This is a genomic window from Streptococcus sp. CL6.35, from assembly GCF_049737915.1.
Classification (GTDB): Bacteria; Bacillota; Bacilli; order Lactobacillales; family Streptococcaceae; genus Streptococcus.
In genome coordinates, this window is record NZ_JBKOTU010000006.1 from 36,262 (window position 1) to 52,191 (window position 15,930).

Sequence of the window (15,930 nt, forward strand, 5' to 3'; positions counted from 1 at the left end):
AAAAGTACAAAAAGCTTTATATTTTTGCTTGAATAGTGTATAATATTTCACATACTGTAAAATTGGAGAATAATCATGAAGAAATCAAAAGTTATGCTTTTTGGAGCTATGGCTTTGACAGCAGGTCTAGCTTTAGCAGCGTGTGGATCATCTCAATCAAGTAATGCAGACAAGACTTACTCTTATATCTTTGTCAATAACCCAGATACCTTGGATTATATTACTTCTACCCGAGACTCTACATCTAGTATTACAACCAACTTGATTGATGGTTTGTTGGAAAACGACCAGTATGGCAATCTAATCCCGTCTATGGCTGAGTCATGGACAGTGTCAAAAGATGGTTTGACCTACACTTATAAAATCCGTCAGGGGGCTAAATGGTACACTTCTGAAGGAGAAGAGTATGCAGATGTAACGGCTCATGACTTTGTGACTGGTCTCAAGTATGCGGCTGATAAAAAGGCTGAAAACTTGTACTTGGTACAAGACTCTATCAAGGGTCTAGCAGACTATGTTGAAGGGAGAACATCTGATTTTGGAACTGTTGGTGTTAAGGCAGTGGATGATTACACACTACAATACACCCTCATCCAACCTGAAACTTATTGGAACTCTAAAACAACAGCAAGTATTCTTAGTCCTGTAAATGAAGCCTTCTTGAAGTCTAAGGGAGATGACTTTGGAAGTGTGACACCATCAAGTATCTTGTCAAATGGTCCTTACTTGTTTAAGTCCTTCACATCCAAATCTTTGATTGAATTTGATAAAAATCCTAATTACTGGGATAAGGACAATGTTAAAATCGAGAAAGTGAAGCTCTCTTTCTTTGACGGATCTGACCAAGATAGCATTGCTAGAGGTTTCTTGGATGGTAACTATACAGATGGTCGTATCTTCCCAACAAGTTCAGTCTTTGCTGAGCTTAAGAAGGGAAATGAGGACAAGATTACCTATACACCACAAAACTCAGTTACTTTCTACTATCTTTTCAACGTCAATCGTCAAAGCTACAAGCAGACTATGAAACAGTCTGATAAGGAAAAGACAGATTCACGCGCAGCCATGCAAAATAAAGATTTCCGTCAGGCTATCAACTTTGCCTTTGACCGTCATGCTTATGCAGCGCAGACAAATGGTGAAGATGGAGCAGACCGTATCTTGCGTAACACGGTTACACCAAGTAACTTTGTCCAAGTTGGTGATAAGAACTTTGGTGACATTGTCAATGAAAAAATTGTCAACTACGGTAAAGATTGGGCAAATATTAACCTAAACGATGGTAAGCAAGCCTTCTTGAACCCTGACAAGGCCAAAGAGAAATTTGCGAAGGCCAAAGAAAGCCTGCAAGCACAGGGAGTAACCTTCCCAATTCATTTGGATATGCCAGTTGACCAGACTGCTAAGTTGGATGTGCAACAGGCTGGATCTTTTAAACAAACAGTGGAAGAAACCCTTGGTAAGGAGAATGTGGTTATCGATGTTATCCAACTTTCTCCGGATGAAAAAGACCAGGCAACTTACTTTGCAGATACAGCAGAACAAAAAGACTACGATATCGACATCTCAGGATGGGGAGGAGACTACTCAGATCCTAAGACTTACCTAGCGATCCTTGATTCAGAGACAGGTTCTCAGTTGAAAAATATGGGCTTGTCTGAAGGAAAAGACAAGGAAGTCAAGGACAAGATTGGTCTTGCTGACTACAAGAAACTCTTGGATCAGGCTGATGCGGAAATCACAGATACTCAAGCTCGCTACGAAAAATATGCTGAAGCCCAAGCTTGGTTGACAGATAGCGCCTTGTTCCTACCAGTTCAAAGTGGTGGAGCCAACCCAATCTTCCGTAAGACTATACCGTTTACAGGACCATTCTCATTCGTTGGACACAAAGGAGATGCAGACAACTATAAATATGTTGAATTGCAAAAAGAGCCAGTAACTGCTAAACAGTACCAAGAACTCTATGAAAAATGGCTAAAAGAAAAAGCTGAGTCAAATAAAAAAGCTCAGGAAGATTTAGCTAACCATATTCAATAGTATTCCTAGTCATGCTTTTCAGTTAATACTCTTCTAAAATCTCTTCAAACCACGTCAGCGTTGCCTTACCGTATATATGTTACTGACTTCGTCAGTTCTATCCACAACCTCAAAACAGTGTTTTGAGCTGACTTCGTCAGTTCTATCTGCAACCTCAAAACAGTGTTTTGAGCTGACTTCGTCAGTTTCATCTACAACCTCAAAGCAGTGCTTTGAGCAGCCTGCGGCTAGCTTCCTAGTTTGCTCTTTGATTTTCATTGAGTATAAGCATAGTGACTGGATTCAGAAAAAGGCCTTGCCAGAGCTTCTTGCTTCTGGTAGGGCCTTTTATTTATTCTTTTAAGTGATAAGAGTAGCTAGCGACAACGACGTCTTGGTGCCAACGAAGGGCGTATTTGAGTTTAAGACTCATCTGATTGTGCAGGATATTTTGCCAAGGTTTATTAGGGATAAACTGGGGGACGAGGACAGTGACTGTATAGTTCTTTTTCTGAGCTTCCTCGGAAATCCGTTTGACATACTTGACAGTAGGGGTGATGATGTCACGATAGCTGGTCTTGATATTTTTCAGAGTAATGGTTGGGAAGTAATCGGCAAATTCTTGGAGAATTTCTTGGTCTTTTTCTGCGGTTTCCTTTGTAGAAATGTGCATGGCTAAGACTTCGTCACCGATACTTTGGGCATAGTTAATGGCTCCGACGCTGACTCTGGTAACATTTCCTACTAGGACGAGGACAAGATTGCCATCGTAGGTACGTTTTTCGATTCCTTCATAGAGTCGCAGTTGTTGGGCTACTTTTTGGTAATGACTGTGAATTGCTAAGAAGAGTAGGGTGAGTACGAGAATAATCGGGAAGAAGGGCCAGATATCACTGAGACGGAAAAAGAGCAAGATTAGTACAATCGCGTAGCAAATGATTGCCCCAAGGATATTAGCAAGAGCAGGTTTTAAGAAATTTGCTCCTTTTTCCTTTTTCCAATGACGAATCATCCCAGTCTGAGATAGGGCGAAGGGAACGAAGACCCCGATAGTATAAAGAGGAATCAAGCGTTCTGTATTGCCATTAAAAATGAGAAGAAGAATCATAGCCCCAAAAGCCAGAGTTAAAATTCCATTGGAGTAGCCTAGGCGGTCTCCTTTTTCCATAAAGAGATGGGGCATGTATTTGTTTTTAGCCATATTGTAAGCCAGCATAGGGAAAGCCGAAAAGCCAGTATTTGCAGCTACGGCCAAAATCAAGGCTGTGGAGAATTGGAAGATATAATAGCCAAGGTGACCTAAGAAGGAATTTCCAAGGATGCCTTGAGCCATCTGTGAGAGGATAGTTTCTCCGTGTTGAGGCAGAATCCCCATCCAGTAGTTTAGGAAGGTAATGCCTGCAAAAAGAAAACCTAAAATCAATGACATGATGGTCAAGGTCTGAGCGGCATTCTTTTCTTTTGGAGTCTTGAAAAAGGGAACGGCATTTGAAATAGCTTCAACCCCTGTCAGAGAGGCAGAACCACTGGTAAAGGCTCTTAGAATGAGAATGATAGACAGACTCGGTACAGCATGCCCAATAGGTGAAGTTGCCTGATAGCTGAGAGAACCAGTTACTAGTTGAAAGATTCCATAGAGCAAGAGAAAGACAGTACTGATGATAAAGAGATAGACAGGAATCATCAGTGAACTGGCAGATTCTTTTAAGCCCCGTAAATTCAAGAGCATAAGCAAACAAACTAGAAAAATGGAAATGTGGAGGTTGTAAGGGTGGAGAGCAGGGAGAGCTGCTGTGATAGCATCGGCTCCAGATGACACCGATACCGCCACAGTCAGCATGTAGTCAACCAGCAGACTACCTCCAGCAATTAAGCCAAGTTCGGGAGATAGATTTTCTCGAGTAACCATATAGGCCCCTCCTCCTTGAGGGTAGGCATGGATGATTTGACGGTAGGAGACGGTCAGGCTAGCTAGGAGCAGGAGGACAAAGAGGCCGATAGGAAGACTCCACCATATCGCAAGAGGAGAGAGACTAGCCAAGACGAGGACTACTTGCTCAGGCCCATAGGCAATGGAAGATAGAGCGTCGCTTGACAACATAGCCAAGGCCTGCATTTTTCCCAGCAGACCTCCCTCGCCTTCTGTTAAGGACTTAAGAGGACGACCGATAAAGGTCTGTTTTAATTTTGTAAACATTGTATTTTCCTTTTCTGAAAATTTCAATAAGTGCTATTATACTGCTTTGGGAAAATAGCGTCAAGAGACGACGATGGATTTTAGAATATTTTGTACAGATGAGGAGAGAGGGCAGTTTTTTGGTATAATAGAAGATAGAAAACGAGGTTAGAAGAGATGATTTTTGATACACATACACACTTGAATGTAGAAGAATTTGCAGGTCATGAGGCAGAAGAAATCGCCTTAGCTGCTGAGATGGGTGTGACACAGATGAATATTGTTGGTTTTGATAAACCGACGATTGAGCGTGCCTTGGAGTTGGTAGATGAGTATGACCAGCTCTATGCGACTATTGGTTGGCATCCGACAGAAGCAGGGACTTACACGGAGGAGATTGAAGCCTACTTGCTTGATAAGCTCAAGCATCCCAAGGTTGTTGCTTTAGGTGAGATTGGTTTGGACTACCATTGGATGACAGCGCCAAAAGAGGTGCAGGAGCAGGTTTTTCGCCGTCAGATTCAGTTATCTAAGGACTTGGATTTACCTTTTGTTGTCCATACTCGTGATGCGCTGGAAGATACCTATGAGATTATCAAAAGTGAGGGCGTTGGTCCTCGTGGTGGGATTATGCATTCTTTCTCAGGAACTCTTGAATGGGCAGAGAAGTTTGTCGCGCTTGGCATGACTATTTCCTTCTCAGGAGTGGTGACTTTTAAGAAAGCAACTGACATCCAAGAAGCAGCTAAAGAGTTACCTTTGGACAAGATTTTGGTGGAAACAGATGCGCCTTACTTAGCACCTGTACCCAAGCGGGGTCGTGAAAATAAAACAGCCTACACTCGCTATGTAGTGGACTTTATCGCCGACTTGCGTGGTATGACGACAGAAGAGCTAGCGGCGGTAACAACTGCAAATGCAGAACGAATTTTTGGATTGGACAGCAAGTAATGAAAGAGAAAATTTCCCAAGTTATCGTGGTTGAAGGTCGCGATGATACGGCCAATCTCAAACGTTATTTCGAGGTAGAGACCTATGAGACCCGAGGTTCTGCCATCAATGAGCAAGATATTGCACGTATTCAGCGTCTACATGAGCTTCATGGAGTCATTGTCTTTACAGACCCAGATTTTAATGGGGAGCGGATTCGCCGCATGATTATGACGGCTATTCCAACAGTTCAGCATGCCTTTCTCAAGCGAGATGAAGCTGTTCCTAAGTCCAAGACCAAGGGGCGTTCTCTGGGAATTGAGCATGCCAGCTATGAAGACCTGAAAACGGCTCTAGCTCAGGTGACAGAACAATTTGAACATGAGAGTCAGTTTGACATCAGTCGTAGCGACTTGATTCGCCTTGGTTTTCTAGCAGGGTCAGACAGCCGTAAGCGCAGAGAATATCTAGGAGAGGCTCTCCGAATCGGCTATTCCAACGGCAAGCAACTCCTCAAACGCCTAGAGTTGTTTGGGGTCACCTTGGCGGAAGTGGAAGAAGCTATGAAATCTTATGAGTAGGAAAGATGTAGCCGTTACAATTTTTTAAGTTTCACAGTATTTTTCGAAGCAGGTAGAAGAGGAGGCGTCTAATGTTAATTGGTCAAAAAATTAAAGAGATTCGGATAGAAAAAGGAATTAGTCGTCCAGATTTTTGTGGAGATGAGCAAGAACTGACAGTTCGTCAACTGTCGCGAATTGAAAGTGGAGCTTCGCAACCAAGTTTGCCCAAGTTAGACTATATTGCTCGCCGGCTAGGAGTTCCAGCTTATAGCCTTATGCCGGATTTTTCAGCTCTTCCTCCTGCTTATTTAGAATTGAAATACCAAATTTTACGTGAACCAATCTATGGTAAAGAAGAGGAGTATGATAAGAAGGAAGCGTGTTTGGAAGAGATAGAGGATTTATTTTATGAGCAACTTCCTAATGAGGAAAAAATATGGTTTGAAGCTACTAGAGCAACGATAGATGTTATTCGAAGCGGACGACCAGAATATGGGGAAACCGTACTGGACGATTATTTTAAAACAATTTATGATAAGGAATTGTTTTTGATAAATGAATTAGAAGTTATCAACTTATATTTTGCTATAGTGCTTACAAAGATAAAACAAGGTCAAAATCAGATTGAAGAAATTAACAGAATTCATTCGTTTTTAGTTCGTTTGACAAATCATGTAGAATTAATTGCACCAGAATATCTGTTTGCTTTAAGTAACACTTTGTTTTCGGGTCTAGCCTGTTTGGATAATTTGTCGTCTTATGATTCACTCGGAGCTTATATCTTTAGCCTTAATCATATAATGGAAAAAACACAAGATTTTCAGAAGAAACCAATTATATTAATGTTGGAGTGGAAATTATCTCTAATAATAAACAATGATTATGTTTCTGCCGAACAGTTCTATCAGAAATCGAAGCTATTTGCTGATATAATAGAAAATTCTTATTTAGTTACTATGTTGGAGAAACAATGGCAAGAAGATTTAAAAAAATATTTATAAACATAGTGAATCAGTGACAAAAATGTCCTTGTTCTAGTATTGAAATAGTTCTAAAGTTCGTCTTTAGGACTGTTTTTTATATATAAGCTAAAAATGACACGAAATGGTTCTATTTTAAGGACATTGATGTCCTTTGAGTTTATTTAAGAATAATTTATAATTAATAAAAATGTGAAAGGAGATTACAGTATGAACTTTTTTAGTTTATTTTATTTAGTTACTTGGTGGTTTAAATAAAATTTAGTTATGTCTACTTAGTCTCAAAAAATTTATTCATAACATATAATAAATACAACTTGATAGACTAAATTAGAAAAATAAGGAGAGGATACCATGAGGTATTGCTTTGAAAAGGTCTATGATCCAGGACTTAGTTTTACTTGAATAGAAAATGGACAATATATAATAAATATTTATGATAAAATAAAAAATAGAGGAGTATCAATATGAAACAAACAGTTAAAAAATTAGCCCTTGTAGCGAGCATTGCAGCAACATTAGGTGGAAGTGTAGCAGTAGTATCGGCCGCGGTTAAGTATCCAGATGGTGGTGTCTGGACGTATGGTTCAGGTGACGGAGGTGCTTACTCAAACTACTATCACTCTTCAGAATATCATAGCTCAACAGTTGTTAGTAGAAAAACTGGTTCATCTGATAAGGGATATGCTGGTGCTGGAGGGACTTCTCGTGCATGGATTCGTACTTCTTGGGGAGAGAAAGTTGCATTCTACTATAATGTTTAGAATGGTATAGCCCTATTGTTTAGCTTTACTTGGTCACCTTCTCACTAAGTGACCAAGTAACTTTTTGGAGGAAATGATGAAACGTTTATTTATTTTGATTTCAATGGTATTGGTATCGCTTTATATGGTGATAACTTCCGTTGACCATCGAGAAGAGATTTTATTTGGTAACTATCCTTCTGTTGATGTGACAGGAATGGTGATAAATCAACCAGTAGCTAGTCGCGAAGAGGTGACAGAGGCTTTGAGTCACTTGGCGGTAGAGCATAATAGTCTCATCGCCCGTCGGATTGTTGAGCCAAATGAAGCTGGAGAAACACGCTTTATCTATGCCACTTATGGTGAGGGAGAGCTTCCAGAAGGTCTGACCATTTCCTCCAAGGAGAGTTCAGAAACGAGTGATTTATTAGGGTCTTACTTGATTGTGTCAGGAAGTTTGGATGGAGTGAGTTTACAGACCACCTTGAAAGAACTTGGTTATCAAGGCTTTGTTTCGAATGGAGAAGATCCATTTTCGATAGTCTTATTATTGGCGGCCACCCCTATGGGGCTACTGAGTCTAGCTATTTTTCTGCTGACCTTTATGAGTCTGACCCTGATTTATCGGATCAAGTCCCTTCGTCAAGCAGGGATTCGCTTAATAGCTGGTGAGAGCTTGTTTGGGGTGGCTCTCAGACCAGTGTTAGAAGATGTGAGACAGCTTATCTGCTCAGTGCTGGTATCCAGTCTTTTGGGATTGGGGATTCTCTGGTATCAAGGTGCCTTGTTTATGGCAACGGTACAACTGGTCATCATTGGTCTTTTGCTTTATGGATTGGCCTTGGTAGGGATTTCTACCTTATTAAGTATCGTGTATCTACTTGGTTTACAAGAAAATAGTCTGGTGGATCTATTGAAAGGGAAACTCCCTCTCAAACGTATGATGACATTGATGATGGTGGGGCAACTCTTGGCCGTGCTGGTGGTCGGCTCGAGTGCGACTGCTCTCCTACCCCACTACCGTGAAATGCAGGAAATGGAGAGAGCTAGCGATAAATGGAGCCAGTCCTCAGACCGTTACCGTCTATCCTTTGGTTGGTCTAGTGCATTTGCCGATGAAGAAGGAATGCGTAAGGATAATCGTGAGTGGCAGACATTTACTGAAGAACGGTTAGCCAATACAGACTCTTTTTATATTATGAGCAATGTTGACAATTTCTCAGATGGAGCAGAAGTGGACCTAGATGGCAATCGTCTCAATGACTACACACCGTCAGGGAATGTCATCTATGTCTCACCGCGCTATCTGATAGAAGAAAAGATTACCGTTTCTTCAGAGTTTATGGATAAGATGCAAAACTTGTCTGAGGGAGAGTTTGGGCTGATCTTGCCTGAGAGCTTGCGAGAGCAGTCTGCCTACTATCAAGGATTATTTACAGATTACCTGCAAAACTTTTCATCTGAAAGTGTAGAAGTGACGAGTCAGAAACACTACCTCCCACAGGTAACGCTAGCTTTTACAGAAACAGGACAGGAACGCTTCCTCTATAACGATGGGTACAAGACGACACGCCAGTACCTAAAAGATCCGATTATTGTAGTTTTAACGCCGCAAGCGACTGGAACAAGACCTGTTGCAGGGATGTTATGGGGAACTACGGCTAATAGTGCCTTGAAATTAGATCAATATCAAGACAGCATCACAGCTCTAAAAGAGCAAGGTCTGTATCACAAGGTCTCTTATTTGGTAAAAAGCCAGCTATTTTTTGCCAAGGTACTAAATGACAAACGGATGGAGTTCTACTCTCTCCTTATTGGGACTATTTTGACTCTATCTACGGCTATCTTGTTATTTGATTCCATGAATCTTCTCTATTTTGAGCAGTTTAGACGGGAGATCATGATTAAACGTCTTTCTGGTATGACAATCTATGAGCTTCATGGCAAGTACTTACTGGCGCAAGGAGGAGTTCTCTTACTTGGGCTAATCCTATCTAGTGTTTTGACAGGAGATAGCTTGATTAGCGCTCTAGTTGTAGCTTTGTTTACGCTTAACGCTCTGTTGATTTTAGTTAGACAGGATAAAAAAGAAGAAGCTGGTAGCATGGCAGTATTGAAAGGAAAATAAGATGATTGATATTCAAGGATTGGAAAAGAAGTTTAATGACCGCGCGATTTTCTCTGGTTTAAACCTCAAGCTGGAGAAGGGCAAGGTTTATGCCTTAATCGGTAAGAGTGGAAGCGGAAAGACGACTCTGCTGAATATCTTAGGTAAACTAGAAAAGATAGATGGAGGAAGGGTTCTCTATCAGGGGAAAGATTTAAAAACCATTCCCACTCGTGAGTATTTTCGAGACCAGATGGGCTATCTCTTTCAAAATTTTGGTCTCTTAGAGAACCAATCAATCAAAGAGAATTTGGATTTGGGCTTTGTTGGTCAGAAAATCTCAAAAGTAGAACGTTTGGAAAGGCAAGTGGAGGCTTTAGAAAAAGTTAATCTAGGGTATTTGGATCTAGAACAAAAAATTTATACCTTATCTGGGGGAGAGGCTCAACGAGTTGCCCTTGCGAAGACTATTTTGAAAAATCCACCCTTGATTTTGGCAGATGAACCAACAGCAGCTCTTGATCCTGAAAATTCAGAGGAGGTTATGAATCTCTTGGTGGGCTTGAAAGATGAAAATCGAATTATCATCATTGCGACCCATAATCCCCTAGTCTGGAATAAGGCCGATGAAATCATTGATATGAGGGAGCTTGCTCATGTGTGAAAAAATCCGTATTCGCAGGGTATCTGATTATCCTAGTGCCAGAGGTGGTTTAGAAGATATTCTCATCATGGAAAATATGACCAATCATCTCCTTTTGGTTCAAATCCGAGTGAATGGCTATTTGCTTGATTTTGCTAGTATTGAAGGGCAAAGGCAAAAGCATTATCGTTTGAAAAATTTACCTCAAACGGTTGAACTGACAGTGGACGACGTGGAGGAGGATGTAGATTTGACCCTACCTGAAAATCGAAGTTATAAAGAAGCTGATTTTTTCGAACGGATGTTTCGAGAGAACCGCTAAGTCCACCTTTAAAGATTTTCAAGACTATCTTTCTTCATGAGAGAAGATAGTTTTTTGGTATGATTTTCACCCCCAAAATACAAGGGGAATGTGTTACAATAGTAGTAACAGATAATAGAAAAGAGAATAGATGAGAATTGCAGATTATAGCGTGACCAAGGCAGTGCTGGAGCGTCACGGTTTTACCTTTAAAAAGTCCTTCGGGCAAAATTTCTTGACGGATACCAATATCCTACAAAAAATCGTGGATACGGCTGAGATTGATGACCAGGTCAATGTTATCGAAATTGGGCCAGGGATTGGTGCCTTGACGGAGTTTCTGGCTGAGCGTGCAGCTCAAGTTATGGCCTTTGAGATCGACCACCGTTTGGTACCGATTTTGGCAGATACCTTGCGTGATTTTGACAATGTGACCGTAGTCAACGAGGACATTCTCAAGATCGATTTGGCGCAACATATCCAGAATTTTAAAAATCCTGACCTGCCAATCAAGGTAGTGGCTAATTTGCCTTACTACATTACGACGCCTATTCTCATGCACTTGATTGAGAGTGGCATTTCTTTTAGTGAGTTTGTGGTCATGATGCAAAAGGAAGTAGCAGACCGCATTTCAGCCCAGCCGAATACCAAGGCCTACGGTAGCTTGTCGATTGCGGTGCAGTATTACATGACAGCCAAGGTTGCCTTTATCGTGCCTCGTACGGTATTTGTGCCAGCGCCAAATGTGGACTCAGCTATCTTGAAAATGGTGCGCCGTCCAGAACCAGCTGTAGCAGTTGAAGACGAGAACTTCTTCTTTAAGGTTTCCAAGGCAAGTTTTACTCATCGCCGCAAGACCTTGTGGAATAACTTGACAGGTTACTTTGGCAAGACTGAAGAAGTCAAGGACAAGCTGACCAAGGCTTTGGACCAAGCAGGTTTGTCACCAAGTGTGCGTGGGGAAGCTCTTAGCTTGGAAGAATTTGCCAGCCTAGCAGACGCGCTTAAAGGGCAAGGACTCTAAGATGCAGGGACAAATCATTAAAGCCTTGGCAGGCTTCTACTATGTAGAGAGTGAGGGAAAGGTTTATCAAACACGGGCGCGTGGAAATTTCCGTAAAAAAGGTCATACCCCTTACGTTGGGGACTGGGTAGATTTCTCTGCCGAGGAAAATTCAGAAGGTTATATTCTCAAGATTCATGAACGCAAAAACAGCCTAGTCCGTCCTCCCATTGTCAATATTGACCAAGCTGTAGTAATCATGTCCGTTAAAGAGCCTGATTTTAACAGCAATTTGCTGGATCGTTTCTTGGTTCTTTTGGAGCACAAGGACATCCATCCCATCGTCTATATTTCTAAAATGGATTTGTTGGAAGATAGAGGGCAACTGGATTTTCATGAACAGACTTATAGTGACATCGGCTATGACTTTGTGACCAGTAAAGAGGAACTCTTGCCTTTGTTAACAGGCAAAGTGACGGTTTTTATGGGGCAGACGGGCGTTGGAAAATCAACTCTTCTCAATAAAATCGCACCGGACCTTAATCTTGAAACGGGAGAAATCTCAGACAGTCTGGGTCGCGGGCGCCATACCACTCGAGCTGTTAGTTTTTACAACCTCAATGGGGGTAAAATCGCAGACACACCAGGTTTTTCATCCTTGGACTATGAAGTATCAACAGCAGAAGACCTTAATCAGGCCTTTCCAGAGATTGCTAGTGTCAGTCGAGACTGCAAATTCCGCACTTGTACCCATACCCATGAGCCGTCTTGCGCTATAAAACTAGCAGTAGGAGAAGGCATCATTGCTACCTTCCGTTTTGACAACTACCTACAATTCCTCAGTGAGATTGAAAATCGCAGAGAAACCTATAAAAAAGTCAGCAAAAAAATTCCAAAATAAGGAGAAACCTATGTCTCAATACAAGATTGCTCCGTCAATTCTGGCAGCAGATTATGCCAACTTTGAACGTGAAATCAAACGCTTAGAAGCAACTGGGGCAGAATATGCCCATATCGATATTATGGATGGTCATTTTGTACCGCAAATCAGTTTTGGTGCGGGTGTGGTCGAAGCTCTTCGTCCTCATAGTAAGATGGTCTTTGACTGCCACTTGATGGTAGCTAATCCAGAGCATCATTTAGAAGACTTTGCGCGTGCAGGTGCGGATATCATCAGCATCCATGTGGAAGCAACGCCCCATATTCATGGTGCCCTCCAAAAAATTCGTTCACTCGGAGTTAAGCCTTCAGTTGTTATCAATCCTGGCACACCTGTTGAGGCGATTAAGCACGTGCTTCACCTAGTTGACCAAGTCTTAGTCATGACGGTTAACCCTGGATTTGGTGGGCAAGCTTTTCTGCCAGAAACCATGGATAAGGTTCGTGAGTTGGTTGCTCTTCGTGAAGAAAAAGGCTTGAAATTTGAGATTGAAGTGGATGGTGGGATTGATGACCAAACTATTGCCCAAGCCAAAGAAGCTGGTGCGACCGTTTTTGTAGCAGGTTCCTATGTCTTTAAGGGAGATGTCAATGAGCGAGTACAAACTCTCAGAAAACAACTGGACTAGGGTTGCCGTTTTTGCCGGTGGAGACCGCGGACATTATCGGACGGACTTTGATAGTTTTGTCGGTGTGGATCGCGGCTCGCTCTGGGTCTTGGAAGAAGATTTGCCTCTTGCTCTAGCGGTTGGCGATTTTGATTCTGTCACTGCAGAAGAGCGACAGGTGATTCAAAAACGTGCCCAGCATTTTGTTCAAGCCCGACCAGAAAAGGATGATACAGATCTGGAATTGGCTCTCTTAACCATCTTTGAACAAAATCCTCAGGCCCAGGTCACTATTTTCGGTGCTCTGGGTGGCCGTATTGATCACATGCTGGCCAATGTTTTTCTTCCTAGCAATCCCAAGTTGGCGCCTTATATGCGCCAGATAGAAATTGAGGATGGACAAAATTTGATTGCCTATTGTCCAGAAGGGACCAGTCAGCTAGAACCCCGTTTAGACTACGACTATCTAGCTTTTATGCCGGTTCGGGATAGCCAGCTGACCATTCTTGGAGCCAAGTATGAGTTAACTGAGGAAAATTTTTTCTTTAAAAAAGTGTACGCTTCTAACGAATATATAGATAGGGAAGTTTCGGTGACTTGCCCAGATGGCTATGTGGTCGTGCTGCATAGCAAGGACAGGAGGTAGGATGGAAAGTTTACTTGTTCTATTATTGATTGCCAACCTAGCTGGTATCTTTCTGATTTGGCAAAGGCAGGATAAGCAGGAAAAACATCTAAGTAAGATCTTGGAGGATCAGGCAGATCACTTGTCAGACCAGTTGGATTACCGCTTTGAACAAGCAAGACAAGCCAGCCAGTTAGATCAAAAAGATTTGGAAGTGTCTGTCAGTGACCGTTTGCAAGAAGTGAGAATTGAATTGCACCAAGGTCTGACTCAGGTTCGTCAAGAAATGACAGATAATCTCCTCCAAACCAGAGACAAGACTGACCAACGTCTCCAAGCCTTGCAGGAATCAAATGAGCAACGCTTGGAACAAATGCGCCAAACAGTCGAGGAAAAACTAGAAAAGACCTTACAGACACGCTTGCAGGCTTCCTTTGAGACAGTTTCCAAACAACTGGAGTCGGTCAATCGTGGCCTTGGAGAAATGCAGACAGTTGCCCGTGATGTCGGCGCCCTTAACAAGGTTCTCTCTGGAACCAAAACGCGAGGGATTCTTGGAGAATTGCAACTGGGGCAAATCATCGAAGACATCATGACCCCTGCCCAGTATGAACGAGAATATGCAACGGTTGAAAACTCTAGTGAACGAGTGGAGTACGCCATCAAGTTACCCGGACAAGGCGATCAGGAATACGTCTACCTACCAATTGACTCTAAGTTTCCACTGGCAGATTATTACCGCCTAGAAGAAGCATATGAAGCAGGTGACAAGGGTGAGATTGAACGCTGTCGTAAGTCGCTCCTAGCCAGCGTCAAACGCTTTGCCAAGGATATCAGGAACAAGTACATAGCACCGCCTCGAACGACCAATTTTGGAGTTTTGTTTGTGCCAACAGAAGGTCTCTACTCAGAAATCGTCCGCAATCCGGTCTTCTTTGATGACTTGAGACGGGAGGAGCAGATTATTGTCGCAGGTCCAAGTACCCTATCAGCCCTTCTTAACTCCCTATCAGTTGGCTTCAAAACTCTAAATATCCAAAAGAGTGCCGACCATATCAGTAAGACTCTTGCCAGTGTTAAGACCGAGTTTGGTAAGTTTGGTGGCATTCTGGTCAAGGCACAAAAACACCTCCAACATGCCTCTGGCAATATTGATGAATTATTAAACCGTCGTACCACAGCTATCGAGCGGACGCTCCGTCACATTGAGTTGTCAGAAGGTGAGCCTGCGCTTGATCTACTCCATTTCCAAGAAAATGAGGAAGAATATGAAGATTAGTCACATGAAAAAAGACGAGCTGTTTGAAGGCTTTTACCTAATCAAATCAGCTGACCTGAGACAAACTCGCGCTGGGAAAAACTACCTAGCTTTTACCTTCCAAGATGATAGTGGCGAGATTGAAGGGAAACTCTGGGATGCCCAACCTCATAACGTTGAGGCCTTTACAGCAGGCAAGGTTGTCCACATGAAAGGACGCCGAGAAGTTTATAACAACACTCCACAGGTCAATCAAATTACTCTCCGCCTGCCTCAACCTGGCGAACCCAATGATCCAGCTGATTTCAAGGTCAAGTCGCCAGTTGATGTCAAGGAAATCCGTGACTATATGTCGCAAATGATTTTTAAAATTGAAAATCCTGTTTGGCAACGGATTGTCCGAAAGCTCTACACCAAGTATGATAAGGAATTTTACTCTTATCCAGCAGCCAAGACCAACCATCATGCCTTTGAAACGGGTTTGGCTTTCCACACTGCAACCATGGTGCGTTTGGCAGATGCTATTAGCGAAGTTTATCCTCAGCTCAATAAGAGCCTGCTCTATGCGGGGATTATGCTGCATGACTTGGCTAAGGTCATTGAGTTGACGGGACCAGACCAGACCGAGTATACAGTGCGAGGCAATCTCCTTGGGCATATTGCTTTGATTGATAGCGAAATTACTAAAACAGTTATGGAACTCGGTATCGATGATACCAAGGAAGAAGTCGTTCTGCTTCGTCACGTCATCCTTAGTCACCACGGCTTGCTTGAGTATGGAAGTCCAGTCCGTCCACGCATTATGGAAGCAGAGATTATCCATATGATTGACAATCTGGATGCAAGCATGATGATGATGTCAACTGCTCTTGCTTTGGTGGATAAAGGAGAGATGACCAATAAAATCTTCGCAATGGACAATCGTTCCTTCTATAAACCAGATTTAGATTAATAATTTAAGAAAAATGAGCATTTTTAGGATAAGAATGTTCGTTTTTTTATGTGAATATGGTATAATAGATAAAATATCAAAAT

15 protein-coding genes are annotated in these 15,930 nt (G+C 42.2%); 14 read left to right on the forward strand and 1 reads right to left on the reverse strand.

Going from position 1 to position 15,930, the window contains the following annotated elements; all coding sequences use genetic code 11:
• Positions 1-75: 75 nt before the first annotated feature.
• The gene (locus tag ACLNCP_RS07840) at positions 76-2,040 is read left to right on the forward strand and encodes a peptide ABC transporter substrate-binding protein (RefSeq protein WP_424844280.1); all 1,965 of its coding nucleotides are present in this window, start codon (positions 76-78) and stop codon (positions 2,038-2,040) included.
• Positions 2,041-2,371: 331 nt separating this feature from the next.
• Here ACLNCP_RS07840 and ACLNCP_RS07845 read toward each other — a convergent pair whose 3' ends face one another.
• Positions 2,372-4,216, reverse strand: coding sequence for an APC family permease (locus ACLNCP_RS07845; protein WP_424844281.1), 1,845 nt, complete (start codon positions 4,214-4,216; stop codon positions 2,372-2,374).
• Positions 4,217-4,372: 156 nt separating this feature from the next.
• On the opposite strand from ACLNCP_RS07845, the gene ACLNCP_RS07850 reads away from it, so the two are divergent.
• From ACLNCP_RS07850 to ACLNCP_RS07910, 13 genes are all read left to right on the forward strand, one after another.
• Positions 4,373-5,146: a TatD family hydrolase gene (locus ACLNCP_RS07850; protein WP_424844282.1), complete on the forward strand. Its 774-nt coding sequence runs from the start codon at positions 4,373-4,375 to the stop codon at positions 5,144-5,146.
• The gene (rnmV, locus tag ACLNCP_RS07855; protein ID WP_261057204.1) at positions 5,146-5,706 is read left to right on the forward strand and encodes a ribonuclease M5; all 561 of its coding nucleotides are present in this window, start codon (positions 5,146-5,148) and stop codon (positions 5,704-5,706) included. Before ACLNCP_RS07850 ends, rnmV begins: the two co-directional genes overlap by 1 nt.
• A 71-nt stretch (positions 5,707-5,777) precedes the next feature.
• Complete coding sequence (locus tag ACLNCP_RS07860; protein WP_000904842.1) at positions 5,778-6,689, forward strand: helix-turn-helix domain-containing protein; 912 nt, start codon at positions 5,778-5,780, stop codon at positions 6,687-6,689.
• 446 nt (positions 6,690-7,135) lie between these two features.
• The gene (locus ACLNCP_RS07865) at positions 7,136-7,432 is read left to right on the forward strand and encodes a lactococcin 972 family bacteriocin (RefSeq protein WP_000815396.1); all 297 of its coding nucleotides are present in this window, start codon (positions 7,136-7,138) and stop codon (positions 7,430-7,432) included.
• 76 nt (positions 7,433-7,508) lie between these two features.
• Positions 7,509-9,539, forward strand: a complete 2,031-nt coding sequence (locus ACLNCP_RS07870; protein WP_000825283.1) for a bacteriocin-associated integral membrane family protein — start codon at positions 7,509-7,511, stop codon at positions 9,537-9,539.
• A gap of 1 nt (position 9,540) precedes the next feature.
• Positions 9,541-10,182, forward strand: coding sequence for an ABC transporter ATP-binding protein (locus ACLNCP_RS07875; RefSeq protein ID WP_000565528.1), 642 nt, complete (start codon positions 9,541-9,543; stop codon positions 10,180-10,182).
• The gene (locus ACLNCP_RS07880) at positions 10,175-10,483 is read left to right on the forward strand and encodes a hypothetical protein (RefSeq protein ID WP_000333261.1); all 309 of its coding nucleotides are present in this window, start codon (positions 10,175-10,177) and stop codon (positions 10,481-10,483) included. Before ACLNCP_RS07875 ends, ACLNCP_RS07880 begins: the two co-directional genes overlap by 8 nt.
• Before the next feature lie 130 nt (positions 10,484-10,613).
• Positions 10,614-11,486, forward strand: coding sequence for a 16S rRNA (adenine(1518)-N(6)/adenine(1519)-N(6))-dimethyltransferase RsmA (gene rsmA / locus ACLNCP_RS07885; RefSeq protein WP_060627174.1), 873 nt, complete (start codon positions 10,614-10,616; stop codon positions 11,484-11,486).
• A 1-nt stretch (position 11,487) separates the two neighbouring features.
• Positions 11,488-12,366: a ribosome small subunit-dependent GTPase A gene (gene rsgA / locus ACLNCP_RS07890; RefSeq protein ID WP_424844283.1), complete on the forward strand. Its 879-nt coding sequence runs from the start codon at positions 11,488-11,490 to the stop codon at positions 12,364-12,366.
• A gap of 10 nt (positions 12,367-12,376) precedes the next feature.
• Positions 12,377-13,033 (forward strand): ribulose-phosphate 3-epimerase, encoded by a 657-nt coding sequence (gene rpe / locus ACLNCP_RS07895; RefSeq protein ID WP_424844284.1) that lies wholly within the window; start codon positions 12,377-12,379, stop codon positions 13,031-13,033.
• Positions 12,996-13,658 carry a thiamine diphosphokinase gene (locus ACLNCP_RS07900; protein ID WP_424844285.1) on the forward strand — a complete coding sequence of 221 codons (663 nt, stop codon included), beginning with the start codon at positions 12,996-12,998 and terminating at the stop codon, positions 13,656-13,658. The genes rpe and ACLNCP_RS07900 overlap by 38 nt, the downstream gene beginning before the upstream one ends.
• Position 13,659: 1 nt before the next feature.
• The gene (rmuC, locus tag ACLNCP_RS07905; RefSeq protein WP_049502256.1) at positions 13,660-14,916 is read left to right on the forward strand and encodes a DNA recombination protein RmuC; all 1,257 of its coding nucleotides are present in this window, start codon (positions 13,660-13,662) and stop codon (positions 14,914-14,916) included.
• Entirely contained in the window at positions 14,906-15,847 is a 942-nt protein-coding gene (locus ACLNCP_RS07910; protein ID WP_004260511.1) for a 3'-5' exoribonuclease YhaM family protein, read from the forward strand. The genes rmuC and ACLNCP_RS07910 overlap by 11 nt, the downstream gene beginning before the upstream one ends.
• The last annotated feature ends 83 nt before the right edge of the window (positions 15,848-15,930 follow it).

What these genes read in the sequence shown, in the direction of transcription:
- ACLNCP_RS07840 (WP_424844280.1), top strand. Translation starts at nt 76, where the DNA reads ATGAAGAAATCAAAAGTTATGCTTTTTGGAGCTATGGCTTTGACAGCA.
- ACLNCP_RS07845 (WP_424844281.1), bottom strand. Translation starts at nt 4,216, where the DNA reads ATGTTTACAAAATTAAAACAGACCTTTATCGGTCGTCCTCTTAAGTCC.
- ACLNCP_RS07850 (WP_424844282.1), top strand. Translation starts at nt 4,373, where the DNA reads ATGATTTTTGATACACATACACACTTGAATGTAGAAGAATTTGCAGGT.
- rnmV (WP_261057204.1), top strand. Translation starts at nt 5,146, where the DNA reads ATGAAAGAGAAAATTTCCCAAGTTATCGTGGTTGAAGGTCGCGATGAT.
- ACLNCP_RS07860 (WP_000904842.1), top strand. Translation starts at nt 5,778, where the DNA reads ATGTTAATTGGTCAAAAAATTAAAGAGATTCGGATAGAAAAAGGAATT.
- ACLNCP_RS07865 (WP_000815396.1), top strand. Translation starts at nt 7,136, where the DNA reads ATGAAACAAACAGTTAAAAAATTAGCCCTTGTAGCGAGCATTGCAGCA.
- ACLNCP_RS07870 (WP_000825283.1), top strand. Translation starts at nt 7,509, where the DNA reads ATGAAACGTTTATTTATTTTGATTTCAATGGTATTGGTATCGCTTTAT.
- ACLNCP_RS07875 (WP_000565528.1), top strand. Translation starts at nt 9,541, where the DNA reads ATGATTGATATTCAAGGATTGGAAAAGAAGTTTAATGACCGCGCGATT.
- ACLNCP_RS07880 (WP_000333261.1), top strand. Translation starts at nt 10,175, where the DNA reads ATGTGTGAAAAAATCCGTATTCGCAGGGTATCTGATTATCCTAGTGCC.
- rsmA (WP_060627174.1), top strand. Translation starts at nt 10,614, where the DNA reads ATGAGAATTGCAGATTATAGCGTGACCAAGGCAGTGCTGGAGCGTCAC.
- rsgA (WP_424844283.1), top strand. Translation starts at nt 11,488, where the DNA reads ATGCAGGGACAAATCATTAAAGCCTTGGCAGGCTTCTACTATGTAGAG.
- rpe (WP_424844284.1), top strand. Translation starts at nt 12,377, where the DNA reads ATGTCTCAATACAAGATTGCTCCGTCAATTCTGGCAGCAGATTATGCC.
- ACLNCP_RS07900 (WP_424844285.1), top strand. Translation starts at nt 12,996, where the DNA reads ATGAGCGAGTACAAACTCTCAGAAAACAACTGGACTAGGGTTGCCGTT.
- rmuC (WP_049502256.1), top strand. Translation starts at nt 13,660, where the DNA reads ATGGAAAGTTTACTTGTTCTATTATTGATTGCCAACCTAGCTGGTATC.
- ACLNCP_RS07910 (WP_004260511.1), top strand. Translation starts at nt 14,906, where the DNA reads ATGAAGATTAGTCACATGAAAAAAGACGAGCTGTTTGAAGGCTTTTAC.